16 protein-coding genes are annotated in these 25,237 nt (G+C 68.4%); 7 read left to right on the forward strand and 9 right to left on the reverse strand.

The features are described 5' to 3' along the window. Window positions 1-94 precede the first annotated feature (94 nt). On the reverse strand, window positions 95-2,326 hold the full coding sequence (locus IMW82_RS15540) for a glycoside hydrolase family 3 C-terminal domain-containing protein (protein WP_211005205.1): 2,232 nt from the start codon (window positions 2,324-2,326) through the stop codon (window positions 95-97). Between the two features lie 143 nt (window positions 2,327-2,469). Here IMW82_RS15540 and IMW82_RS15545 point away from each other — a divergent pair, with 143 nt between their 5' ends. Both IMW82_RS15545 and IMW82_RS15550 read left to right on the forward strand, forming a co-directional pair. Further along, window positions 2,470-6,921 carry a DEAD/DEAH box helicase gene (locus IMW82_RS15545; RefSeq protein WP_211005206.1) on the forward strand — a complete coding sequence of 1,484 codons (4,452 nt, stop codon included), beginning with the start codon at window positions 2,470-2,472 and terminating at the stop codon, window positions 6,919-6,921. Continuing rightward, the gene (locus IMW82_RS15550) at window positions 6,921-7,079 is read left to right on the forward strand and encodes a hypothetical protein (protein WP_211005207.1); all 159 of its coding nucleotides are present in this window, start codon (window positions 6,921-6,923) and stop codon (window positions 7,077-7,079) included. Before IMW82_RS15545 ends, IMW82_RS15550 begins: the two co-directional genes overlap by 1 nt. Here IMW82_RS15550 and IMW82_RS15555 read toward each other — a convergent pair. The 4 genes from IMW82_RS15555 to glk all read right to left on the reverse strand — a co-directional run bounded on the left by IMW82_RS15555 (window position 7,076) and on the right by glk (window position 14,495). Beyond that, window positions 7,076-8,146, reverse strand: coding sequence for a heparan-alpha-glucosaminide N-acetyltransferase domain-containing protein (locus IMW82_RS15555; protein WP_211005208.1), 1,071 nt, complete (start codon window positions 8,144-8,146; stop codon window positions 7,076-7,078). The genes IMW82_RS15550 and IMW82_RS15555 overlap by 4 nt on opposite strands. Beyond that, window positions 8,143-10,446, reverse strand: a complete 2,304-nt coding sequence (locus IMW82_RS15560) for a family 20 glycosylhydrolase (protein WP_211005209.1) — start codon at window positions 10,444-10,446, stop codon at window positions 8,143-8,145. Before IMW82_RS15560 ends, IMW82_RS15555 begins: the two co-directional genes overlap by 4 nt. Before the next feature lie 121 nt (window positions 10,447-10,567). Further along, entirely contained in the window at window positions 10,568-13,282 is a 2,715-nt protein-coding gene (locus IMW82_RS15565) for a TonB-dependent receptor (protein WP_211005210.1), read from the reverse strand. A 106-nt stretch (window positions 13,283-13,388) separates the two neighbouring features. Beyond that, complete coding sequence (glk, locus tag IMW82_RS15570; RefSeq protein WP_211005211.1) at window positions 13,389-14,495, reverse strand: glucokinase; 1,107 nt, start codon at window positions 14,493-14,495, stop codon at window positions 13,389-13,391. 426 nt (window positions 14,496-14,921) lie between these two features. On the opposite strand from glk, the gene IMW82_RS15575 reads away from it, so the two are divergent. Both IMW82_RS15575 and IMW82_RS15580 read left to right on the forward strand, forming a co-directional pair. Continuing rightward, complete coding sequence (locus tag IMW82_RS15575; protein ID WP_211005212.1) at window positions 14,922-16,208, forward strand: sugar MFS transporter; 1,287 nt, start codon at window positions 14,922-14,924, stop codon at window positions 16,206-16,208. Window positions 16,209-16,308: 100 nt separating this feature from the next. Continuing rightward, window positions 16,309-17,388 carry a LacI family DNA-binding transcriptional regulator gene (locus tag IMW82_RS15580; RefSeq protein WP_211005213.1) on the forward strand — a complete coding sequence of 360 codons (1,080 nt, stop codon included), beginning with the start codon at window positions 16,309-16,311 and terminating at the stop codon, window positions 17,386-17,388. On the opposite strand, the gene IMW82_RS15585 is transcribed toward IMW82_RS15580, so the two are convergent. Next, the gene (locus IMW82_RS15585; protein WP_211005214.1) at window positions 17,381-18,985 is read right to left on the reverse strand and encodes a peptidase S10; all 1,605 of its coding nucleotides are present in this window, start codon (window positions 18,983-18,985) and stop codon (window positions 17,381-17,383) included. The two genes, IMW82_RS15580 and IMW82_RS15585, sit on opposite strands and share 8 nt — an antisense overlap. Window positions 18,986-19,185: 200 nt before the next feature. On the opposite strand from IMW82_RS15585, the gene IMW82_RS15590 reads away from it, so the two are divergent. Next, window positions 19,186-21,039, forward strand: coding sequence for a hypothetical protein (locus tag IMW82_RS15590; protein ID WP_211005215.1), 1,854 nt, complete (start codon window positions 19,186-19,188; stop codon window positions 21,037-21,039). Window positions 21,040-21,428: 389 nt separating this feature from the next. Here the strand turns inward: IMW82_RS15590 and IMW82_RS15595 are convergent, their stop codons facing one another. The 3 genes from IMW82_RS15595 to IMW82_RS15605 all read right to left on the reverse strand — a co-directional run bounded on the left by IMW82_RS15595 (window position 21,429) and on the right by IMW82_RS15605 (window position 24,204). After that, the gene (locus IMW82_RS15595) at window positions 21,429-22,286 is read right to left on the reverse strand and encodes an EamA family transporter (RefSeq protein WP_211005216.1); all 858 of its coding nucleotides are present in this window, start codon (window positions 22,284-22,286) and stop codon (window positions 21,429-21,431) included. Between the two features lie 52 nt (window positions 22,287-22,338). Next, complete coding sequence (locus IMW82_RS15600; RefSeq protein ID WP_211005217.1) at window positions 22,339-23,205, reverse strand: MBL fold metallo-hydrolase; 867 nt, start codon at window positions 23,203-23,205, stop codon at window positions 22,339-22,341. A gap of 120 nt (window positions 23,206-23,325) precedes the next feature. After that, window positions 23,326-24,204 (reverse strand): helix-turn-helix transcriptional regulator, encoded by an 879-nt coding sequence (locus IMW82_RS15605; protein WP_244754373.1) that lies wholly within the window; start codon window positions 24,202-24,204, stop codon window positions 23,326-23,328. A 230-nt stretch (window positions 24,205-24,434) separates the two neighbouring features. On the opposite strand from IMW82_RS15605, the gene IMW82_RS15610 reads away from it, so the two are divergent. Continuing rightward, window positions 24,435-24,689, forward strand: coding sequence for a hypothetical protein (locus IMW82_RS15610; RefSeq protein ID WP_108472182.1), 255 nt, complete (start codon window positions 24,435-24,437; stop codon window positions 24,687-24,689). Window positions 24,690-24,764: 75 nt separating this feature from the next. Then, entirely contained in the window at window positions 24,765-25,223 is a 459-nt protein-coding gene (locus IMW82_RS15615; protein WP_108472183.1) for a MarR family transcriptional regulator, read from the forward strand. Window positions 25,224-25,237 lie beyond the last annotated feature (14 nt).

The raw sequence follows: 25,237 nt of genomic DNA on the forward strand, positions 1-25,237 counted from the left end.
GAAAAGGGAGACGCCGCGGCCGGCCCATGCCGGCGCGTATCGTCGCCGTATTGTCATACAGCGGACTCGCTGGCGAAAGCGAAGCGCCGGCCGGTCAGCGCTGCGCGCCGGCGGGAAACACCGCCGGCAGCCGCAATTCCGCACGCTGTTCGATCTGCGCGGACGAGTGGCCGAGCAGCAGCCGGTAGCTGCCGGCGGCGACGCGCCAGCCGTGGCCGTGGTCGTCGTAGCGCGCGAAGCGCACCGCCGGCAGCGCCAGCCGGACCCGTTGCGTCTGCCCCGGCTGCAGCGTCAGCTTCTGCCAGCCGACCAGCCGCGACACCTGCTTGCCGGGCAGTTGCACGTAGAGCTGCGGCACGTCGGCGCCGGCGCGTTTGCCGGTGTTGGTGACCGCGAACGACGCCGTCACCGCGCCGGCCGCATCGGTGGTGACGGTCAGCGGGCCGTAGCCGAAGGTGGTGTAGCCCAGCCCGTAGCCGAACGGGAACAGCGGCTCGCTGCCGCGACGCTGGAACCAGCGGTAGCCGACGTCGGCACCCTCGATGTCGTAGTCGACCGTGTCGGCGGGCTGGCCTTGCGGCGGCAGGCCGATCGCGGCCAGGCCGGCGCCGGCGATGGTCGGGCGCGGCAGCTGCGACGCGTCGCGCGGCCAGCTGAGCGGCAGCCGGCCGGATGGATCGACTTCGCCGAACAGCAGCCGCGCGATCGCCTCGCCGCCGGCGTTGCCGGGGTACCAGGCCTCCAGCACCGCCGCGGTCTGCGCCAGCCACGGCATCGCCAGCGGGCCATTGTTCTCCAGCACCACCACGGTGCGCGGGTTGGCCTTGGCGACGGCGGCGACCAGCGCGTCCTGCTGGCCGTCCAGCGCCATGCTCGGGCGGTCGAACGACTCGGCCGCCCACTGCTGCACGAACACCACCGCCACCTCGGACGAGGCGGCCAGCTTCGCCGCGGCCGCGATGTCCTCGCCGCTGGCGTAGCTGGCCTTGCCGCCGACGCGCCGGGCGATCGCCGCCAGCGGCGCGGACGGGTGGTACATCACCGGGCCCGGCCACACGGTCGGCGCCAGCCCCGGCACCGCATTGCCGCCCGGCGCGGTCACCGCCGACGAACCGCCGCCGGCCAGCACGCCCTTGTCCGCGTGCGCGCCGATCACCGCCACCGACTTCAAGGTGCGCGCCAGCGGCAGCAGGTGGTCCTGATTGCGCAGCAGCACCGCCCCGGCCTCGGCGGCGCGCTGCGCCACCTTCGCGTCGGCGGCGTAGTCGATCGGCGCTGCCTTGGCGGGGTGGTCGATCGCGCCGACCGCGAACAGGCTGCGCAGGATGCGCTGCACCATGTCGTCCAGCCGCGCCTGCGGCACCTCGCCCCTGGCGATCGCCTCGCGCAGCGGCGCGGCGAAGAACACCTGCGGGTCGAATGTCTCGCCGGCCGATTGCTGGTCCAGCCCGGCCAGCGCGGACTTCGCCGCGCTGTGCACCGCGCCCCAGTCGGACATCACGAAGCCCTTGTAACCCCAGTCGCGCTTGAGCACCTGGTCGAGCAGCCACGCGTTCTCGCACGCATAGGTGCCGTTGACGCGGTTGTACGCGCACATCACCGAGCCGGGCTCGCCGATGCCCAGCGCGATCTCGAACGCGCGCAGGTCCGACTCGCGCGCGGCGACCGGGTCGAGCTTCGCGTTCATCGTGTTACGGCCGGTTTCCAGGTCGTTGACGGCGTAGTGCTTGAGCGTGGACACCACGTGCTGCGACTGGATGCCGCGCACCGCATGGCCAGCCATCACGCCGACCAGCAGCGGGTCCTCGCCGGCGTACTCGAAGTTGCGGCCGTTGCGCGGGTCGCGCAGCAGGTTGGCGCCGCCGGCCAGCAGCACGTTGAAGCCCTTGCGATGCGCCTCGCGGCCGATCATCGCGCCGCCGGCCTCGGCCACCGCCGGGTCCCAGCTGGCCGCGGTGGCCAGGCCGGAAGGCAGTGCCGTGGCGATGTCGCGGCTGTGCGCGTTGAGCGGACGCGCCACGCCCAGCCCGGCGTCGGTTTCCTGCAGTGCCGGCAAGCCCAGCCGCGAGATCGCCGGCGCGCAAGCCGCCGAGCCCAGCGCGCAGGCCGGCGCCGGCTTGCCATCGGAGGCGCTGCCATAGGCGGTGGTGATCAGCTGGAACTTCTCGTCCTGGCTCATCGCCTGCACCACCAGCGCGGCGCGCGCATCGGGGGACAGCGAAGCGTTCATCCAGGGTCGCGCTGGTGGCTCGCCGGCTGCCGTGGCAGTGGCCACCACGGCCAGGGCGAAGGCACAGGCGGACAGACGACGCGAACGACGGGACATGGGCAACCTCGGGCGAAGAAGGAAGGCGGCTGACGGCACCGCGCAGAGTGCTAACGTAACGTTTCCAGCGCAAGCCACTGGCGTCACGAAGCGGCGCTTCGCGCTTGCGTGCAGCGCCGATGGTACCCATCTTTCGGAAAGCCATGTCGTCCCCGCTCGCCGACTTCCATCCTGCCGTCGCCGCCTGGTTCCGCGGCGCGTTCGCTGCGCCCACCGCGGCGCAGGCGGCCGCGTGGCCGTCGATCCGTGCCGGAGCGCACACCCTGGTCGCCGCACCGACCGGCTCGGGCAAGACGCTGACCGCGTTCCTCGCCGCCATCGACGAACTGGTGCGCGAAGGCGTCACCCACGGCGGCGTGCTGGCCGATGCCACCACCGTGCTCTACGTGTCGCCGCTGAAGGCGCTGTCGAACGACATCCACATCAATCTGGAGGCGCCGCTGGAAGGCATCCGCGCCGAGCTGGAGAAACTCGGCCTGCCCGACGTGGCAATCCGCACCGCCGTACGCACCGGCGACACCCCGCAGGTCGAGCGCAACCTGCTGCGCAAAGTGCCGCCGCATATCCTGGTGACCACACCGGAATCACTGTACGTGTTGCTCGGTTCGGCTTCGGGGCGTTCCATGCTGGCGAGCGTGCGCACGGTGATCGTCGACGAGATCCACGCCATCGCCGGCAGTAAGCGCGGTTCGCACCTCGCGCTGTCGCTGGAACGGCTGGAGTCGCTGTGCCAGCGGCGCTTGCTGCGGATCGGGCTGTCGGCAACGCAGAAGCCGATTGAGAAAGTTGCCGGCTTTCTCGTTGGCACAGGTGAAAAACCCGAACTTGCAACCTTGGCTCCTCCCCCTGCTGGCCCACAAGGGACTTCCTTCGGTCGCAGGGGGAGGTCGGGAGGGGGTGAAGCTCTTGATCTAGAGCCCACAAGCAAGAGCACCCCACCCCAACCCTCCCCTGCGAGCAGGGGAGGGAGCTACGCGACCATCATCGACGTGGGCCACACCCGCCCGCGCGACCTTGCCATCGAAGTCCCACCCGTCCCGCTCGAAGCGGTGATGTCGAACGAGACGTGGGAGCTTGTCTACGACCGCCTCGCCCAACTGGTGCGCGCGCATCGCACCACCCTGGTCTTCGTCAACACACGGCGGATGGCCGAGCGCGCGGCGCGGCACCTGTCCGAGCGACTGGGCAAGGAGCACGTGGCGGCGCATCACGGCAGCCTGGCGAAGGAACTGCGGCTGGACGCCGAGCAGCGGCTCAAGCGCGGCGAATTGAAGGTGCTGGTGGCGACCGCCTCGCTGGAACTGGGCATCGACATCGGCGAGGTGGACCTGGTCTGCCAGCTCGGCTCGCCGCGTTCGATCGCCGCGTTCCTGCAGCGCGCCGGCCGTTCCGGCCACAGCATCGACGGCACGCCGAAGGCACGGCTGTTCCCGGCCACTCGCGACGACCTGATCGAATGCACCGCCCTGCTCGACTGCGTGCGCCGCAGCGAACTGGATGCGCTGGTGATGCCGCCGCAGCCGCTGGACGTGCTGGCCCAGCAGATCGTCGCCGAGGTCGCCTGCAGCGAGTGGGACGAGGACGCGCTGTACGCGCTGGTGCGCCGCGCGCATCCCTACCGCGAGCTCACGCGTGCGAATTTCGATGCGGTGGTGCGCATGCTGGCCGAAGGCTTCACCACGCGGCAGGGACCGCGCGCGGCGTACATCCATCGCGACGCGGTGAACCGGCAGCTGCGCCCGCGGCGCAGCGCGCGGCTCACCGCGCTGACCTCCGGCGGCACCATCCCCGACACCGCCGACTACAAGGTGGTGCTGGAGCCACAGGCGATCATCGTCGGCACGGTGAACGAGGATTTCGCGGTCGAGAGCATGGCCGGCGACATCTTCCAGCTCGGCAACGCCAGCTACCGCATCCAGCGTGTCGAGCGTGATCGATTGCGAGTGGAGGATGCGCACGGCGCGCCGCCGAGCATCCCGTTCTGGCTGGGCGAGGCGCCCGGACGCAGCGACGAATTGTCGTTCGGCGTGTCGCGGCTGCGCGAGGAGATTTCCGCGCAACTCGACACCGGCGGCGTATCGGCGGCGGTCGCCTGGCTGCATGATCAACTCGGCCTGGACAAAGCCGCCGCGCAGCAACTGGCCGACTACCTCGCCCGCGCCAAAGCCGCGCTCGGCGTCCTCCCCAGCCAGCACACGCTGGTGCTGGAACGCTTCTTCGACGAATCCGGCGGCACCCAGCTGGTGATCCACACGCCCTGGGGCAGCCGCATCAACCGCGCCTGGGGGCTGGCGCTGCGCAAGCGCTTCTGCCGCCAGTTCAACTTCGAACTGCAGGCGGCGGCGACCGAGGACGCGATCGTGCTGTCGCTCTCCACCAGCCACAGTTTCCCGCTGGAGGAAGTGGCGCACTACCTGCACTCGAACAGCGCCGAGCACGTGCTGGTGCAGGCCCTGCTGGACGCGCCGCTGTTCCCCGCGCGCTGGCGCTGGAACGCCGTCACCGCGCTGGCGCTGCCGCGCTTCACCGGCGGCAAGAAGACCCCGCCGCCGCTGCAACGGATGAAGAGCGAAGACCTGCTCGCCGCGGTATTTCCCGACCAGGTCGCCTGCCTGGAAAACATCGTGGGCGAACGCGAGGTGCCGGATCATCCGCTGGTCAACCAGACCATGCACGACTGCCTGCGCGAGGCGATGGACGTGGACGGGCTGCTGGCGATCCTGCGCCAGCTCGAAGGCGGCGAGATCGCCATCGTCGCGCGCGACCTAACCGCGCCCAGCCCGCTCGCCGCCGAAGTGCTGAACGCCGCGCCGTACGCCTTCCTCGACGACGCGCCGCTGGAGGAACGGCGCACCCAGGCGGTGCAGACCCGCCGCTGGAACGATGCCGACAGCGCCGACGACCTGGGCCGGCTCGACCCCGACGCGATCGCCGCCGTACGCGAGGAAGCGTGGCCGCAGGTGCGCGATGCCGACGAAATGCATGAAGCGTTGACCTTGCTCGGCTTCGTCACGGCAGCGGAGGTCGATGCCAACTCCGGCTGGCGGGAACGGCTGCAGGCGCTGTCGAAGGCGCAGCGTGCGACCCGGCTCGGCGACGTCTGGATCACCGCCGAACAACTGCCGCTGTGGCAGTCACTGCATCCCACCGCAGCGATGCACCCACCGACCGCCGCACCCGCCGAATACACCGCGCAGGCGTGGTCGCGCGAGGACGCCGTGCTGGAACTGGTGCGCCATCGCCTCGGCGGCCTCGGCCCGGTCACCGTGAACGCACTGGCCACTTCGCTGGTCGTCGGCACTGACGAGGTCGAACAGGCCCTGCTGCGCCTGCAGTCCGAAGGCTATGTGATGCAGGGCCGTTTCACCGGCGACGCCAGCGACACCGAATGGTGCGAGCGGCATCTGCTGGCGCGCATCCACCGCTACACCATCGGCCGGCTGCGCCGCGAGATCGAGCCGGTCAGCCGGCGCGCGCTGATGCGCTTCCTGTTCGACTGGCAGCATGTGTCGGCCGCCACCCGATTGAACGGACCGGATGCGCTGGTCGCCACGCTGGCGCAGCTGGAAGGCTACGAGGCCGCGGCCGGTGCGTGGGAAGCGGAGATCCTGCCGGCGCGCGTCGAGGACTATGCGATCAGCTGGCTGGACGAACTTTGCCGTGCCGGCCGTATCGTCTGGAGCCGCCTGCGCACCGGCACGGGCGGTGGCGGCGGCCCGGTGCGCAGCACGCCGATCGTGCTGCTGCCGCGACGCGAGATGGCCTTCTGGACGGCCGTCGCCAGCAGTGACGATGCGCAGGAAATCCTGTTGTCCTCGCGCGCCCAGGCCGTGGCCGATGCGTTGCGTGAGCATGGCGCCCTGTTCTTCGACGAATTGCTGGCCGACACTCGCCTGCTGCGTACCGAACTGGAAGATGCCCTGGGTGAGCTGGTCGCTGCCGGCCGGATCAGCGCCGACAGTTTCGCCGGCCTGCGCGCCTTGCTGCTGCCGGCGGCGAAGCGCGACGGCGCGCGGCACCAGCGCATGCGACGGCATGCGTTTGGCGGGATCGAGGATGCGGGGCGCTGGGCGCTGGCGCGCGGCGCGACGACGGGCAAGGCCGAGCCCGAGGCAATCGAACACATCGCCCGCACTTTGCTGCGCCGCTACGGTGTGGTGTTCTGGAAGCTGCTGGAACGCGAGGCACCATGGCTCCCGCCGTGGCGTGAGTTGCTGCGCGTGTACCACCGGCTGGAGGCGCGCGGCGAGATCCGCGGCGGCCGTTTCGTCGAAGGCCTGGTCGGCGAGCAGTTCGCTCTGCCCGAGGCGATCGCGCCGCTGCGAGCGGCGCGCTCACGCGCTGACGACGGCGAGCTGGTCTGCCTCAGCGGCTGCGATCCGCTGAACCTGGTCGGCACCGTGCTGGCCGGCGACAAGGTGCCGGCACTGGCCGGCGCGCGCGTGCTGTACCGCGACGGCATGCCTATCGCCGCACTGGTCGGCGGCAAGGTCGTGCCGCTGATCGAACTGTCCGCCGCCGACAGCCAGCTGGCAAAGCACGCCCTGCTGCGTTATCCGCCGTCGCCGCCGGAAGCATTGGCGGCGATGCGCTGATGGGTTGCCTGCCGATCCTGCTGCTGTTCCCGCTGGGTTTCGGCGTGGGCTATCTGCTTGCCGGCAACAGTGGCGCCTTGTGGGGTACCGGTATCGGCCTGCTGCTGGGTTTGCTGTCGATGGCCCTGATCATCAAGGCACTGCGCGGGCGTCGCTAGAGCTTGAGATAGACACGCCGTCGATCCATCACCCACACGATCAACCACCACAGCGCGACGAACGCCAGCGCAAACGCCAGCGATGGCACGTACGGGCCGAAGCGCGGCGTCATCCAGCCGGCGAACAGGTGCTGGTAGAGCGGCTCCTGCCAGCCCAGCGCGGGCAGCAGGATCTGCATCAGTTCGGAACCGGCATAGGCGGCAATCGCGTTGACGCCGAAGCGTCGGCCCAGTGCGGGCCAGCCGCGCCGGTCGATCAGTGCGTGGAACGCCAGCAGCGCCAGCGTGGCCCAGCCGGTGGTCCACAGCACGAACGAGGGCGTCCACAGGTTCTTGTTGAACGGCAGCCATGGCGACCACAGCGCGCCAAGCAGCAAGCATGCGATGCCGGCCAGCAACAGCGTCCGGAATTTTTCGCGGCGCAGCCAGCAACCGGCGCGCAGGCCCAGCAAGGTGCTGGCCAATGACGGCAGCGTGGAGAGCAGGCCTTCCGGATCGTGGCCGCGGCCGGTCGCCGGATCGACCAGGTAGACGAAGCGGCCGAACAACGCACTGTCGAAACGGCTGGCGATATTCGCCCACGGCTCCAGCGAGCCGCCGAGCAGGAGCAAGCCCCAGTAGCCGAGCAGCAACGCCGCGATCGCCCACCACTGCGTACTCGGCTTCGTGTAGACCGCGAACAGCGCCACCCCGGCGAAGCACAGCGCGATCCGTTGCAGCACGCCGGGGAAACGCAGGTGCGCTTGCGGCAGCAGCCACGCCGCCACGACATTGATCGCCACGCCCAGCGCGAGGATGCGCAAGGCACGCCACATCGCAGCGCGGGTCAGCGCGGAGGGCGAAGCGCCCTGCTCCAGCCGCGGCAGGATCGCCAGCGCCACCGACACGCCGACCACGAACAGGAAGAACGGAAAGACCAGGTCGGTCGGCGTGCAGCCGTTCCATGCCGCGTGCTCCAGCGGCCAGTAGACATGCTCCCAGTCGCCCGGATCGTTGACCAGCAGCATCGCCGCCACGGTGCAGCCGCGCAGGGCGTCGAGCGAGGCAAGGCGCCGCGCCGGCGTCATGGCGGAGGCACCAGGCTCACCCGGCCCAGCGCATACAACGGCCCGTCGATCGGCGCGGTATAGATCAGGCACAGCGCATGTTCGCCGGCCGGCGCGGGCAGCCGCGCCTCAAGCGTGAACTCGCGCGGGCCGTGCGCGGGATCGGGCAGCGGCATCGTGGCCAGCACGGCGCCGTCGCAGCGGTCGGCACGCACCACCAGCTCGCCGAACGGCGTGGCATGCGGGTACGCCACCACCAGCTTCTGCTCGTGCGCCAGCGCGAAGTTGCGCGGCAACCGCACCGCCTCGACGCGGATCGCGCCGATGCCGTCCAGCAGCGTGGGCGGGAACAGCTGGCAGGTGTTGAACACGTTCACCGCGTACACCGGCTGGGTGCTGGCGGCGTCCGGCGCGGGCTGCAGGAGCAGGCGGAAATCGCTGCCGGGGCAGTTCGCCAGCATCGTGCCGGGCAGGCTCAGCAGCGAGGCGCGATCCAGCACGCGTTCGCGCGGCGTGGCCAGTGCGCTGCCGTCGGCGGCGTAGCTGGTGGCGCGCACGGTGGCCGGCAGGGTCACGTTGAACGGTGCGTCGTAACGCGGCGAGGCCGGCGTGGGCGCGCTGCCGCCCAGCGTGTAACGGATGGCGCCGATGCCGGTCTGGTTGGCCAGCGTGACCGTGGCCCTGCCGGTGGCCAGCGCCACGTTGCGGTCCACCGCGATGTCCACCGCGAAGGCGGTGTCGGCATAGCCGATGCGCTGCGCGCGGTAGCGCGCGAGCTGGGCCGGCAGGCGGGCGAGGAAACCCGGCCAGACCAGCGCGGCCGGCGGCGACCACGCCACTTCGGCCAGCGCGTCCAGCCGCGGGAACACCGCGTGCTCCACGTGCGCCATGGTCGGCATGTGTTCGGTCCACACGTTGGCCTGCACGCCGAGCACGTGCCGCGCCTGCGCCGCGTCCAGCACGGCAGGCACGGTCGGGATGGCGTACACGTTCTGCAGCGACTCCACGCCGAGGCGGCCGGCGTACGCGTCGGCGGCATCGCCCTGCACGTGGTCAAAGTACAGGACCGGTGAGGGCGACAGCACCACGTCGTGGCCGAGCAGCGCCGCCTTGATCGCGCCGTCGGTACCGCGCCAGGACATCACGGTGGCGTCGGCCGGCAGGTGCTCGCCTTCGAGGATTTCGTCCCAGCCGATCAGTTTGCGGCCGTGCTTGTCGAGGTACTGGCCGACGCGGTCGATGAACCAGCCCTGCAGCGTGTTCTCGTTGGCGATACCCAGCGCATGCATCCGCGCCTGCACCGCCGGCGAGGCTTGCCACTGGTCCTTGATCGCCTCGTCGCCGCCGACGTGGATGTACGTCGACGGGAACAACGCCAGCACTTCGTCGAGCACGTTGTCGATGAAGGTGAAGGTGGCGTCGTCGACGTTGTACAGATACGGGTTGACGCCCCAGTCGGTCGATACCGGCGGCCGCTGGCCGGTGACGCCGAGCTGCGGATACGCGGCAACGGCCGCCTGCGCGTGGCCCGGCATGTCGATCTCCGGCACCACGGTGATCTGGCGCGCGGCGGCGTAGGCGACGATGCGCCGGATCTCGTCCTGGGTGTAGAAGCCGCCGTAGCGCGGCGGTTCGCCGTCGTGCCCGGCATCCGGCGGCGTGCGCCACGCGCCGATGCGGGTCAGCTCGGGGTAGCGCTTGATCTGGATGCGCCAGCCCTGGTCGTCGGTGAGGTGCCAGTGGAAGGTGTTGAGCTTGTGCTGGGCCATCTGCTCGAGCAGGCGCTCGATCTCGCCGACCGTCTGGAAATGCCGCACGGAATCCAGCATCAGTCCGCGCCAGGCGAAGCGCGGCTGGTCGCGGATGGACAGCGCCGGCACCTGCACCGCGCCATGCTGCGCATCCGGCGTGAGCAACTGCCATGCGGTCACCGCGCCGTAGAACAGGCCGGCGGCATCGCGTGCGCTGATGCGCATGCCTGCGGGTGTGACGTCGAGTGCGTAGCCTTCGTGGTTCGTCACCGGCGCCGCCGGGTCGAGCTGCAGCACGATCGCGTGCGCCGTGGCCGCGCCGTGTTTCAGCGGCAGGTGCAGGCCGCGCGTGCGCGCGATCAGGTCGGCCAGCCAGGCGCCCGTGCGCCGGGTCGAGGCCGCGTCGTCGGCGAGCACGATCGGCGTGTGCGCGTCGACCGTGAAGTGGCCGGCGTCGACGCGCAGTTGCGCCGGCAGCGGCAACAGCGGGATCGGTGCGTCGGCATGGGCAAGCCCGGCCAGTCCCATCGCCATGGCTGCCCAGCCCAGCAGGATCAAGCGGCGTGTCATCGGCAATCTCCGTGGCGGTGCGTGCACCACGCTAGCAAAAAAACGGGCCCGACAACTTTTGCCCGGGCCCGCGTTGGGGAGAAGTGCGAAGCCGTCCATGGCTCGCGTCAGGTGAAACGGTTCAGAGCTTGAAGCGCAGGCTCAGGTAGTACTGCCGACCGTTGTCGTAGAACGCATACGGCTGTTTCCCGTAGGCCGCGTTCTGGGTGTAGTACTTCAGCTTGGGCTTGTTGAGGTTCATCGCGTCCAGCGACAGCGACATCCAGTCGGTGATGTTCACGCCGAACGACGCGGCGAGGTTGCCGATGCCCTGCTGGAAGTAGGTGTCGGTGCGGCTGACGCCGGCGTAGAACTGCGAGCGGTAGGTGTAGCTGACGCGGGCGTTGAAGCGCTGGTTCTCGAAGTAGCCCGACACGTTGTAGGTGTTCTTCGAGGCGCCCTGCAGCGGCTTGTCGCCGGTGGCATGGGCGTCGGCGTAGGTGTAGTTGGCCTGCACGCCGAAGTTGTCGCCGATCGGCTGGATATAGTTCAGCTCCACGCCGCGGACCTGGCCGTTGACGTTGCGTGGCACGCTGATCAGGTAGTTCGAGAACACATCGTGGCCGGCCGCCTGGCTGGCCTGCATGTCCTTGAAGCTGCGCGTCTCGTTGCCGAAGTTGACGTAGTCCTTCAGGTTCATCGCATACACGCCGGCCGACAGCAGGCCGCGTGGCGCGAAGTACCATTCCACCGCCGCGTCGAAGTTGCTCGATACCAGCGGCTTGAGCTGCGGATTGCCGCCGCTGCCGGTGTGGGTGAGGTCGTCGGCCGACACATAGCCGGCCAGGGCCGAGTAGTCCGGGCGGGTCATGGTCTGCGACGCGGCGAAGCGCAGCAGCAGGTCGTCGGTGACGGCGAGCTTCAGGTTGGCGCTGGGCAGGAACTTGCCGTAGTCGTGCCGATAGGTGTTCCAGTAGTAATCGCCGAAGGCCGAACCGGTGATCGGACCGGTCACCGTGGTCGCCTCGGCATCGGGCGCCGTGCTGGTGTAGCCGATGTCCTCCTTGGTCTTCACGTAGCGCACGCCGACGTTGCCGCTGGCGATGCCGGACTCGAAATTCAGCTGCAGGTAGGCGGCCGAATCCTTCTCCTCGACCTTGTAGACGTCGTTGAAGTAGAAGCGCGAGACGGGATCGCGGTTGGCGAACTTCGCGTCGATCTGCGCCAGCTGGGCCGGTGTCCAGTACCAGATCGGACCCGGGAAGCTGCCGCCGAGCGAGCCGTTGAAGCCGCCCGGATAGCTGCTGTAGGTGCCGGTCGGATAGGCGGCCGGGTTCTGCCAGTCGGAAGCCCAGTTCGGACCCTGCGCCACCTCGAACGGATTCTCGCGGGTGTGCTTGGCGTAGCGGCCGCCGAACTGCAGCGAGGTGAGCGCGCCGCCGTCGAAGCTGAGCTCGCCGTCGAACTGCGCCCAGTCCTCCTTGTCCTTCACCTTGATGCCCTGGCCGCCGAAGATCCAGCCGGCCGACGGCAGGATGCCCGACGGCGAGCTGTTGTCGCCGCCCAGCGTCCAGTTGATCGGCTGACCGATGCCGCGCATGTCCCAGCTGGCGCCGGCGCCGCTGGCGGTGCCCAGTTCGATCACGTCCTGGGTCGGGCTGGAGCCGGTGCCGCGGGTGGTACCGACCTGGCCCTTGATATCGAGGTGGTCGGTGGCGCGCCAGTCGGCGCTGAGCGTGAGGTACTTCGACTCGGACGACGCACCGGGGCGCGAGATCTGGTCGTACACGCCATAGGCGCCGGTGCCGCCGGCGATCGAACCGCTGGTGACCACGTTGTTGTTGATCGAATTGGCGGTCAGCACGCCGCCGCTGGCCAGCGCACTGCTGGCCCACATCATGTAGTTGCGGTTGTAGTTGTCGGCCTTGAGCTTGGAGTAGAAGCCGTTGAGGTCGAGCGTGAGGTTGTCGGTCGGCTTGATCTCGAAGTCGATCACGCCGCCCTTGCGCTCGCGCTGCTGGGTGAACAGCACCGCGCCGATTTCGTTCGGGTAGTACACGGTGTTGCCGCCGACCGTGGTCGGCAGGTAGCCGCCCACCACCTCCTGGCCGTTGCGCTGCAGGCTGCGCTTCTCGTAGAAGCCCTGCACCATCACGCCGACGGTGTTGGCGTCGTTCTTCCAGTTGAACAGGCCGCTGAACTGCGGCTTGGTGTCGCCGGGCAGGTCCGAATACACGCCGCCGATCGACGCTTCGGCGGTGACTGGCTTGGCGAACTCCAGCGGCTTGCGCGTGATGATGTCGACCGAGCCGGCGCTGCCGCCTTCGACGATGCTGGCCTCGGAGGTCTTGTGCACCACCACCTGGCTGACGATCTCCGACGGCAGCAAGGTGTAGCTCACGCTGCGCCCCACCGTCTGCACCTGGCTCAGCACGAACCAGTCGCCGGTGCCCACGCTGTGGCCGTTGACCAGGGTCTGGGTAAGGCTGGGCGCGGTGCCGCGCAGGCTGACGCGATCGCTCTCGTCGAAGCCGCCTTCGCTGGCGCTGGACGAGCTGATGTTGACGCCGGGCAGGCGCTGCAGCGTGTCGGCCACGTTCTTGGCCGGCAGCTTGCCGATGTCCTCGGCGGTGACGACCTCGACGTGCGAGGCCGCGTCCTTCTTCAGCGCCAGCGATTCGGCCTCGCTGTCGCGGATGCCGGTGACGATGACCGTACCGAGCTCCTTCGCCTTCGCCTTGTCGGCGCGGCTCTGGGTGGTGGTGCCGCTCGGCGTGGCGTCCTGCGCATAGATCGCACCGGATACGCACAGGCCGGTGATGATGCTCGCGGCTAGCAATGTCTTGCGGTAATTCATGATCTCCTCCCCTCAGAGGCTGGCTTGAATCAGGACCGGCATGACGACGGTCGCGGACGTTGTGTAGTGGTTTGGCTTGGCGCCGTGTCACCGGATGGCGTTGGTCTCACTCTCCTGATGAACGCTCATCCAGAAACCAGCCTGCGGCGCCAATGACACCAAGCTGGCCGTGCTCGATCAGTCGTACCGGAACCTGTTGCAGATAGGCGCGCATCACGCCCTTGTTGAAGTAGCGTTCGGCGAAGCTGCTGGACAGCAGGAACGGCTGGATCTGCGGCAGGATGCCGCCGGCCAGGTAGACCCCGCCGCGGGCGCCGTACAGCAGCACCAGGTCGCCGACGAAGCTGCCGAGCAGGCCGCAGAACACCTCCAGCGCTTCCACCGCGGCGCCGTCGCTGCCGGCCAGTGCGGCGGCGGTGACTTCGGCCGGGGTCAGCAGGCACGAACGGCTGCCGCGCAGTTCGCACAGCGCGCCGTAGAGTTTCAGCAGGCCCGGGCCGGACAGTGCATCCTCGAACGACACGTGCGCGCGTTCGCGGCGGAACAGGCGCAGGATCTCGATCTCGCGTTCGTTGCCCGGCGCCAGCGACACCTGGCCCGCCTCGGTGGCCAGTACATGCGCGCGCGGGTGGCCCGGCAGCAGCACTGCCGAACCCAGCCCGGTGCCCGGACCCATCACCAACACCGGCCCGCTGGCCGCCGGTTGCGTGGTCTCGATGATCGGCCGGGTCTCGTCGACCGCGATGAACTGGGTGGCGTAGGCAACCGCCTCGAAATCGTTGATCACCGCCAGCCGCTGGATGCCGAGGCCGTCGCTGATCTCGCTGATCGACACCGGCCACGGCAGGTTGCCGTTGACGATCGCGTCGTCCAGCACGTAGCCGGCGCAGGCCACCGCGCAGTGACGCAACTCGCCGCGCAGCGCTGCATGCGGCGTGTTCGCCAGCTGCGCGACGAAATCCTGCAGCATCGCGGCGAGGCCGGACCAGTCGGCGCAGCCGTAGCGGTGGTAGTGCAGCACGCTGACCGGGCGACGGCCGTTCGCATTGCCGACGACCAGACCGATGCGCGCATGCGTGCCGCCGACGTCGGCGGCCAGGAACGGCTGCTGCGGACCCGGCCCTGACGCGCCGACTCCGTTCGCTGCCGACGCCCCGGCTACGGCCGTCGCCGACACTGCCGCCGCATGACGCTGGTTCGCGACTTCCCCCACTACGTTCTCCCGTGGCCGGTGACTCCCCGACCCGGCTGCGCAGACGCGAGCCGGGTACGGCCTGATTCGGGCGGAGTCTGCTGTCAAAATGACAACGTTGTCAACCGGGCGGACAATAATTTTCCGGACATTCGATACGGCGACGCAGCATAGCTGTCATGGCACTCCTGAGCCGCACCTCATGAGATCGCATGAATGGCTTTATACAGCGCATATGCATGCAATTACGCCATGAGATCGCGACCTGCTGCATCGCCACAATGGTGGCTCGCGATGGCCGTCCAAACGGTGCGGCCACGACCATGCATCCGGGGCCAAGCAGGGCGATGGATTGACAACGTTGCACTTTTCGGCAATTAAAGAGACATTCCTGCCTGTCCCGGTCACCCGACCGGCGCGGCACGGCGACTCCGGGGAGAACCATCCATGGCAACCACGCTGGCGGCAGCGCCGTCCGATCGCACCCACCTCGGTCCGATGCTGATCATCGGCCTGCTGTTCTTCATCTTCGGTTTCGTCACCTGGCTCAACGGGCCGCTGATCACCTTCGTCAAGCTGGCGTTCCAGGTCGAGGATGTCTATGCGTTCCTGGTGCCGTCGGCGTTCTACGTGTCGTACCTGGTGTTCTCGCTGCCCGCATCGCTGATCCTGCGCCGCACCGGCATGAAGAAGGGTATGGCGCTGGGCCTGTTCGTGATGGCGATCGGCGCGGTGCTGTTCGGCCAGTTCGTCAGCTGGCGCGAGTTCGCCGGCGCGCTGACCGGGCTGTTCGTGATCGGCGCCGGGCTGTCGCTGCTGCAGACCGCGTCGAACCCGTACATCAGCATCCTCGGCCCGATCGACAGCGCGGCGCAGCGCATCGCGTTCATGGGCATCTGCAACAAGGCCGCGGGCGTGATCGCCCCGTTCGCGTTCGGCGCGCTGGTGCTCAGCGGCATTGGCACCTTCGGCGAACAGGTCCAGGCGGCACCGACGGCGGAAGCACGCGAGGCCCTGCTCAACGCGTTCGCCGGCAAGGTGCACCTGCCGTACATGGTCATGGCCGGCCTGCTGGTGCTGCTGGCGATCTGGATCGCGCGCTCGTCGCTGCCGGAGATCCGGCCCGACGGCGCGAACAGCGAACGGGCGATCGGGCACCGGCACGGCAGCATCTTCAGCTTCCCGCACCTGTGGCTGGGCGTGCTGTGCCTGTTCCTCTACGTCGGCGTGGAGGTGATGGCCGGCGATGCGATCGGCACTTACGGCGCGGGCTTCCACCTGCCGCTGGAGCGCACCAAGATCTTCACTGCGTTCACCCTGAGCGGCATGCTGATCGGCTACGTCGCCGGCCTGCTACTGATCCCGCGCTTCGTGTCGCAGCAGCGCTACCTGGCGATCTCGGCGGTGCTCGGCGTGCTGTTCTCGATCGGCGCCTACCTCAGCCACGGCTACGTCTCGGTCGGCTTCGTCGCCGCGCTCGGCTTCGCCAACGCGATGATGTGGCCGGCGATCTTCCCGCTGGCGATCAAGGGCCTGGGCAGTCTCACCGAACGCGGCTCGGCGCTGCTGATCATGGCGATCGCCGGCGGCGCGGTGGTGCCGCAGCTGTTCGTGCACCTGAAGCAGCACGTCGATTTCCAGCTCGCGTTCGCGCTGCTGATGGTGCCGTGCTACCTGTACATCCTGTACTACGGGCTGGCCGGCCACCGCGTCGGCCAGCACCGGGCGGCGTGAACTAAGCTAGGATGTTCGCGCCGCCGCACCGACGCGTGCGGCGCCGCCGGCACCCTGGCGCGACCGGCGACCAACCCTTTCGATACACGAGGTTCAGCGGGTGCGCAGCGCCACCATCAAGGACGTCGCAGAACGGGCCGGCGTCTCGCTGAAGACCGTCTCGCGCGTGATCAACAACGAGCCTTCGGTGCATGCGCGCACACGCGAGAAGGTGCAGCGCGAGATCGACGCGCTCGGCTACCAGCCCGACCCTTCCGCGCGCAGCCTGCGCAGCACGCGTGCCTATGCGATCGGCCTGGTCTACGACAATCCCAACGCGCACTACATCATCAACCTGCAGCGCGGCGCGCTGGCGGCGTGCCGTTCGAGCGGCTTCGGCCTGCAGATCCATCCGTGCGACGCGTCCTCGTCGAAGCTGGCCGAGGAACTGCGCGAGCTGGTGCATCGCTCGCGCCTGGCCGGGCTGGTGCTGGCGCCGCCGATGTCCGAGCAGCCGGAATTGATTCGTGCGCTGAACGCGGCAAAGGTCCCTTTCATCCGGATCATCTCCGCGCGCAAGGATCCCGCCGACGGCTCGCCCTGCGTCTACGTCGACGACCGCGACGCCGCCTACGCGATCACCGAGCACCTGATCCAGCTCGGCCACCAGCGCATCGGTTTCCTGTGGGGTGGCCGTGAACACCGTTCCAGCCAGGAGCGCTACCAGGGCTACGAGGATGCACTGAAGGACTACGGCATCGCACTCGACCGCAAGCTGATCGTGCCCGGCGACTACACCTTCGACGACGGCTTCCGCGGCGCACGCAAACTGCTGGCGCTGAAGGAGCGGCCCAGTGCGATCTTCGGCTCCAACGACGAGATCGCCGCCGGCGTGCTGGCCGCCGCGCACTCCGACGGCATCAACGTGCCGTACGAACTGTCGATCGCCGGCTTCGAGGACAGCCCGTTCTCCAAGCAGTCCTGGCCCGCGCTGACCACCGCCCGCCAGGCCACCGAGGAGATCGCGCGGCATGCCGCGCAACGGCTGATCGGCGACCTGCAGCGCGCGGCCAACGGCGAACCGATCGACAACCGCAACGAAGGCTTCAGCCCGGAACTGGTGGTGCGCGGCTCCACCGCGCCGCGGCACGCCGCGCCGTCCGGGCGCGGCGCCGGCGGCCGGCGCAAGCCGGCTACTTGACGTTGTCGGTCTGCCCGATGAAGCGGGCGACGTTGTCGTGCAGCTGCTTCAGCGAGGTCTCGTGCGCGTACACCATGTGCCCGGACGGATACCACGCATAGCTGATGTTGCGCTCCAGGCCGGCCGGGATCGGCAGGTGGTGCATCTCGTAGTCGGCGGCAAAGTACGGCGTGGCCAGATCGTAGTAGCCGCCGTGCAGGTAGACCTTGAGGTTGGGGTTGGTCTTCATCGCCATGGCCAGGTCCGGCATCACGTTGGTCGAGGACTGCAGCGCCTCGCCGTGCACGCCGGGCGCCTTGTGCGAGAAGTCCCAGTGGTCGATGTCAGCGAACAGGCGGTACTGCCGGCCCTGGCCGAACTTCAGGTCGCGCCGCACGTAATCGTTGAACGCAGCCACGTAGGCCGAGCTGATCGCCGAGGACTGCGGGTCGTACTCGGAATCCTTGCTCAGCGGGTCGATCGACGGCCCGGCGAAGCGGCTGTCCAGCCGACCGGTGGTGACGTCGCCATCGGCCTGCAGCTCGTGCTCGAACATGCCGCCGGTCACGCGCAGGTTCGCCTTCAGCAAGTAGGCCACCGGCAGGCCGGTGTACTCGTGCAGCTTCTGCGCCACCGCCTGCCTGTGCGCGACATCCAGGCGCGAGCCAGCCATCAGCGCCTGCGCGTAATCGCCCAGCGCGTACTGCTCCACCTCGCGCAGGAACGGCTCCAGCGCGGCCGGCTGCTGCGGCAGCTTGTGGTGGTAGAACGCGGTAGCGGCGAAGGTCGGCAGCGCCAGTTCATATGGCAGGTCGATGCCCGGGTTGAACTCCGGCCCGTCGATGCTGGTGTCGAAGCTGAGGATCTGCGAGAGCAGGATCACCCCGTTCAAGTCGACGCTGTCCTCGTTCTCCAGGATGTTCGCCAGCACCGCCGAGCGGGTGGTGCCGTAGCTTTCGCCGAACAGGTACTTCGGCGAATTCCAGCGGTCGTATTTCGACAGGAAGCGGGTGACGAACTGGGCGAACGCATGGCCATCGCCATCCACGCCGTAAGTCGCCTTCCGGCGCTCCTTCATCTGCTCGTCGCGCTTGGACTTGTCCGCGTCGGCGGCGATCAGCCGGCTGAAGCCGGCACCAGGGGCGTCGATGAACACCAGGTCGGAGGCGTCGAGCAGGCTGTAATCGTTGTTGACCAGCCCGTACGGCGCCGCCGGCGTGTGGCTGTCGTCGCTGGTCACCACCCGCTTCGGCCCGAACGCGCCCATGTGCAACCACACCGTGGCCGAACCGGGACCGCCGTTGTAGATGAAGGTGACCGGCCGCTTCGCCGCCGCCACGCTTTTCTTGAAATAGGCGACGTAGAACATGCTGACCTGCGGCTCGTCTTCCTTGTCGCCACTGCCATGCAGCACCAGCGTGCCGGCCACCGCCTTGTAGTCGACCCGCTTGCCCTCGACCGACACCGAACCCTCGCTGGTCGAAGACTGCGGTTGTACCAGCGCCGCGTCGGGCTTCGACTCGGACGCCGCCTTGTCGTCCTTCTTGTCCGTGCCGGCAAAAGCCGTCGAGGTGAACAGCAACGCGGCAAGCACCGCGGCGAGGGGAAGTTTGCGCATGGGTGGCATCCGGCGGGCGAAGCGCCGAGCTTAGGCTTCACCACGGCCGGCTTTCATCGGCCAGAAGTCATTGCGCAGAAAATTGCGTAACTGCAAAAAACTCAGCCACGGACTGGCCCAGGGCAGCGGAAAGCCCCGCGTTCTATGCCAGAATGCCTCCGCGGAACGGGCAGGGACGACGCGCTTTCGCGACTCGGCGCATGCACATGGCCCAGCGGGGATTCTGGCGAGAGATCAGGCGCCGCCACGTGTATCGCGTGGCGGCTGCGTATGCGATTGTCGGCTGGCTGCTGATCCAGGTGGCGACTCAGGTGCTGCCGGTGTTCCACCTGCCGGACTGGATCGATCAGGCGGTGGTATTGCTGGTCCTGCTCGGCTTCCCGATCGCGCTGGTGCTGGCATGGGCATTCGATGCCACACCGCGAGGCATCGTGCGCACGGACGGCACCATCGGCACCGATTCGATGGCGCCATCACCGGCGCGCCACGCCGGCGTCGCGGTCGGCCTGATCGGCGTGCTGGTCGCAGCCATCGCGGGACTTGGCTGGTGGCATTTCCAGCACGACGCCAGGCAGCCGGTGCAGGGTGTCGCTGCAGCATCCACGTCGACGGCTCGCGCCAACCCGCCGACGGCCGGGCCATCCGCCGGCGCTTCCCTAGCGCCAACACTGCCCGCCAAATCCATCGCGGTGCTGCCGTTCGTCAACATGAGCGGGGATCCGAAAAACGACTACTTCAGCGATGGCATCACCGAGGAAATCCTCGATGCGCTGGCGCAGCTGCCACACCTGAAAGTCGCCGCGCGCACGTCGGCGTTCGCGTTCAAGGGCAAGGCCGAGGACTTGCGCAAGGTCGGTGAAGTGCTGGATGTCGCGACGGTGCTGGAAGGCAGCGTGCAGAAATCCGGCGACGAGGTGCGCATCACCGCGCAGCTGATCGACACGCGTAGCGGCTATCACCTGTGGTCGGAAAAATATGATCGCAAGTTGACCAGCATCTTCGCCGTCGAGGATGAGATCTCCCAGGCGATCGCGGACAAGCTCAAGGTGCAGTTGGCGGGCGGAAGCGGTCAGTCACTCGTCGCACAAAAAGCCGTTGATCCGCGCGCACACGATTTTTATCTGCGCGGATTGACGCTGCTGGCCGTGCGTTCCGTGAGCGAGGCCGTTGATGCCTTCCAGCAGGCGGTGACGATTGATCCCGACTACGCACAAGCATGGGCAGTGCTGGCCGAAGCGCAGGCATTGCTGCCTTCGTATACATCGGTTTCGGAAGAGACCGCCGATACGCATGCGCTGGCTGCCGCGCAACGTGCGCTTGCACTGGATCCTGACGTCTCTCTGGCCTATGTCGCGCAGGGCATCGTCTACACCAACCAGATGCATTGGGCCGATGCCGATCGCGCGTTGCGACGCGCGCTGGCGTTGGCTCCCGGCGACGCCGAAGCGATGGATCAATACGCGCAATTCCTGTACGCGGTTGGTCAACTCGAACCCGCCCTGGCGGAAATCGAGCGGGCGCTGCAACGCGATCCGTTCTCCGGCATCAGTGGCGCCGTGCGTGCGCAGCTCCTGTTCGTGTTGCATCGCGATGATGCCGCGTTGAAACAGATCGAGAGCACACTGGCCGCGCATCCGAACGGGTTGCTGCAGCACCGCATCGCGCTGTGGGTGTATCTCTCCCTGCACCGTTATCCCGAGGCGGAACGGCAGATGCGCCTGTCGAGCCCGTACCACCCCGATGTCAGAACGCTGTTGGTGCGCGGCATCGCCGATCCGCATTTGCGTCCGAGCGCGGTCGAGGCCCTGGAGACGTCACCTGCGCTGGTCGATCTCCGCCATGACGCAATCGTGCACGCATTGTTCCTGGTCGCGCTGGGGGAAAACGAGCACGCCCTCGCCGTTCTCGGGGAGTTTGCAATCAATGGCGACAGCGCAACGCCACAACTGCTTTGGAATCGGGCGTTCGATCCGATCCGCGACGATCCTCGTTTCAAGGCGGTATTGAAGAAGATCGACCTGCCATACACGCCAGGGAAATCCGGCACGCCATGAGCACCCGGCCTTCACTATTTCTCCGAACTCAGGCGCCGCAACGTATGCCGCGCGAGCATGCTGTACGCGGGCGCGGTGTGGGCGTTCGGGCAGGGCTTGTCGCAGTTCAGTCCGACGGTCGGATTGCCGGACTGGGCGACGCGCTGGTTCCTGATTGCGGCGGCCGTCGGGTTCCCGTTCTGGATCGCGTTCGCATGGTTCTATGAATTCACGCCGCAAGGTCTGAAGCGTGAAACGGAGATCGAAGCGGGCGATACCATCACTCGGTCCACCGGTCGCAAACTAGGCAAGCGGATCATCGGCGTGCTGCGATTTAAAGGGACCGATTTAAAGAGCGATTTAAAGGGACGGAGGCAATTAAATCCGCATGCATTCCGTGGCGCCACCAATCACCCCCGCGCGATCACCCCGATCGCCAGCAGCGCCAGCGCCACGCCGGCGAGGTTGAGCCGGCTCAGCCGTTCGCGGAACAGCAGCAGGCCGACCAGCGCGCCCAGCGCGACCACGCCGAGGTTCATGCTGGCGAACACCAGCGCCGGGTGCCCCGGCAGCGCCCGGTGGCCGCGCAGGTAGAACAGGATGTTGCCGAAGTTGGCCAGGCCGAGCAGCAGACCGGCCAGTGCGTTGCGCGCGGTGAAGCGGATCTGCCCGCGCGCGCGCCGCCACAGTTGCAGCGCGAAGGCGACCAGCAGGGCCAGCGCGAACATCGCCTGCAGCGAGGCGCCCAATGGCACGCCGGCCTGCGCCACGCGCTTGAACAGGATGTCGATCACACCGAAACCGCCGAACACCAGAAGCGGATACAACCAGCCGGCGGCGCCGCGTTCCGCCGCGCTCTGCCCGCTGCGCCAGACCATGCACAGCAGCGCGAGCAGGCCCAGCACGATGCCCAACGCCTTGAACGCGGTGAGCCGTTCGCCGAACAGCGCGAACGCGGCCAGCAGCGAGAACAGCAAGGACAGCCGCTGCGCCGCGTCGCTGCGCACGATGCCGGCATGGCGCACCGACGCGGCCAGCGCCAGGAAGATCGTCGGCAGCAGGATGCCCAGCGCGGCGAGCGCCAGCCACGGCACGCCCGGTTCGCGCAGGCTCGCCGGCGCGGGCTGCAGCAGCCACGCAGTGAGTACGCTGGCCACCACGTAGTTCCAGGCGATCGCCTGGCCTACGTCGACCTCGGCGCGCCGCGCCAGCTTAAGCAGCACCGACACCAGCACGCTGCACAGCACGCTGAGCAGGACGTAGATCATGCGTTACTCCAACGACGGTAGACCGTCAGTCTGCCGCCGCATCGGCGCCCGCTCAAAACGCATCCAGTGGAATCTTCAGGTAGCGCACGCCATTGGCCTCGGCCGGCGGCAGCTGGCCCGCGCGCATGTTCACCTGCACCGCCGGCAGGATCAGCGCCGGCATCGCCAGGCTGGCGTCGCGCGCGCTGCGCATGCGCACGAATTCATCTTCGCCGATCCCGTCGTGCACGTGGATGTTGTCGCGACGCTCGGCGCCAACCGTGGTCTCGTGCACGAACACGTCGCGGCCGGCAGGCTTATAGTCGTGGCAGAGGAACACCCGGGTTTCCTGCGGCAATGAAAATATCCGCTGGATCGAGCGGTACAGCGTGCGCGCGTCGCCGCCGGGGAAATCGCAGCGCGCGGTGCCGTAGTCGGGCATGAACAAGGTGTCGCCGACGAAGGCCGCGTCGCCGAGCAGGTGGGTCACGCACGCCGGTGTGTGCCCGGGCGTATGCATGGCCACCGCCTCGATGCCGCCAACCAAGTAGCGCTCGCCGTCCTTGAACAGGTGGTCGAACTGGCTGCCGTCGCGCTTGAAGCCGGGGCCCGCATGGAACAGCTCGCCGAACGTGCCCTGCACGTCGCAAATGTGCTCGCCGATGCCGAGCCGGCCGCCCAGCTGCCCCTGCACGTACGGTGCCGCCGACAGGTGGTCGGCATGCACGTGGGTGTCGATCACCCAGTCCACATCGAGCCCCTGCGTCCGTACGAACGCGATCAGCGCATCGGCCGATGCGTGCCCGGTACGCCCGGACGCGGCGTTGTAATCCAGCACGCTGTCGAACACCGCCGCCTTGCCCGTGGCCGGGTCCCATGCCACGTAGCTGAAGGTATGGCTGGCTTCGTCGAAGAATGCATGTATCTCGGGACGATGCATCGTCATCTCCTTCCACTGCGTGGTGACCGGGGCGCGCAAGGCGCCGGGATGAGGGCCATGATTTCGTTTCCTGCGGATACGGGCGTGGGGATTATCGCCCCTGCGCGACCGCTCGCCGCATCATGCCGATTGCGCGGCCTGCTCCGCGGCGAGGCGCCGCGCGACGCGCGCAAAGCTGGCCGCCGTGGCGGCGTTCGCCGGCGCGAAGAAGAACGCGGTGGCGCGGTCGACGTGGTCGCCGTCGCGGATCGGCAGGCGCATCGAGTGGATGCTTAGATCGCCGAATTCGGGGTGGAAGAACGGCACCGTGATCGCGCTCAGCGGCGCCGTGTGGCAGCGCTGCCACAGTTCGACGAACTCGGCGCTGGCTGCGCCCAGCGCCTCGATCAGCTGGTGGAAGCGCGGGTCTTCCGGATGCGCCGCCTGGTTCATGCGGAACATGCCGAGCAGGTTCAGCGCGCCGTTCTCGAAATCCGGATACAGCCGCCGCCGCGCCGGGTTCATGAACGCGTTCCACAGGTGGTTGTCGGCGAACGGCCCGCCAAAGTCGCCGGAATCGCCGGAATCGCCGAAGCCGTACAGGCATTCGGCCATGCGGTTCCAGGCCAGCACGTTGAACACCGTGTCCAGCACGAAGGCCGGCGCCTGGTACAGGTCCAGCACCTGGTGCATCACCGCCGGCAACTGGAACTGGTGTTCCGGCACGTCGGTGCGGGCCAGTCCCATCAGCGCGAACAGGTAGGCCTCGTCGGTCGGCGACAGCGACAGCGCACGCGCGATCCGCTGCAGCGCCGCGGCGGACACGTTGATCGCGCGGCCCTGCTCCAGCCACGTGTACCAGGTGACGCCGACCTCGGCCAGCGCCGCCACTTCCTCGCGACGCAGGCCCGGGGTCAGCCGGCGCGGCCCGCGCGGCAGGCCGGCCGCCTCGGGGGTGAGCACGGCGCGGCGGGCGCGCAGGAAGGCCTTCAGCTCGGTGCGTTGCATGGAGGTGCGCATGGGCATGCCCGGGTGGTAGTGGGAGTACCAGCAGTGGGGACTGCCTTCCCATGCTAGCGGCGGCGACCTACCGTCGCCTGTCCCCCAAGTCATGCATCCGCAGGTGAGCGTGATGCCGGTCCTGCGGCCATGCATCCGCGGCACCCCCAGCCGCCGACCCCGCACCACTACCGCCCGGTCACAACGCGCCAGCCGCCGACGTCCTTGTACCTGCCCCCCAGGAGATCGACATGTCGTTACTCCCCGTCCCCACTCCCGTCCATGCGTCGCGTACCGACGCGCTTACCGATTTCGTGGCGCATGCCCAGCTGATGCTGGATCCGGCCACCCCGGAATCGGCGCGGCGCGAGGCCGAGCCGCGCCTGCTGGCGCTGCTGCCGATCCTGCAGGCACTGGGCGTGTTCGAACTGTTCACGATCCGCGACCCGGCACTGCGCGCACTGGTGCATGACGAACTGCAGGCCTGCCGCACCCGCGCCGCCTAAACGCTTGCCCAAGCAAAACCGAATACGCATATATTTGCCTTGACAAATATACTCATGGCAATAGAATGCGCGGCCATGAACGCCGAATCGCTCGCCTTCGCCACCCCCAGGGAAAGCCTGGGCGTCCTGCTCGGCCTCGTGCGCGCGGAGATCGTGCGCGCGATGGAGGCGGAACTGGCGGCCAAGGGCCTGAACCTGAGCTTCACCCAGTTCCTGATCCTCAAGCGGCTGGCCCGGCTCGGCCCGATGTCGGCCACCGAGCTGGCCCGCTCGGTGGAGCTGGACGGCGGCGCGATGACCCGCCAGCTCGACCACCTCGAGCACAAGGGCTACCTGCGCCGCTGCCGGCATGAGCAGGACCGCCGCACCCTGCGGATCGAGCTGACCGACACCGGCAACGCGCTGTGGCAGGAGCTGACCGACTGCAACGACCGCGTGCTGACCGCCGCGCAGCGCTCGCTGGACGAGGCCGAACAGGTACAACTGCACGACTACCTGGAGCGCGTGCTGCACGCGCTTCGCGACAAGCACTGACCCCTTCACCCTGG

Origin of the sequence: Rhodanobacter sp. B2A1Ga4 (assembly GCF_018101315.1) — a bacterium.
Taxonomy (GTDB): domain Bacteria; phylum Pseudomonadota; class Gammaproteobacteria; order Xanthomonadales; family Rhodanobacteraceae; genus Rhodanobacter; species Rhodanobacter thiooxydans_A.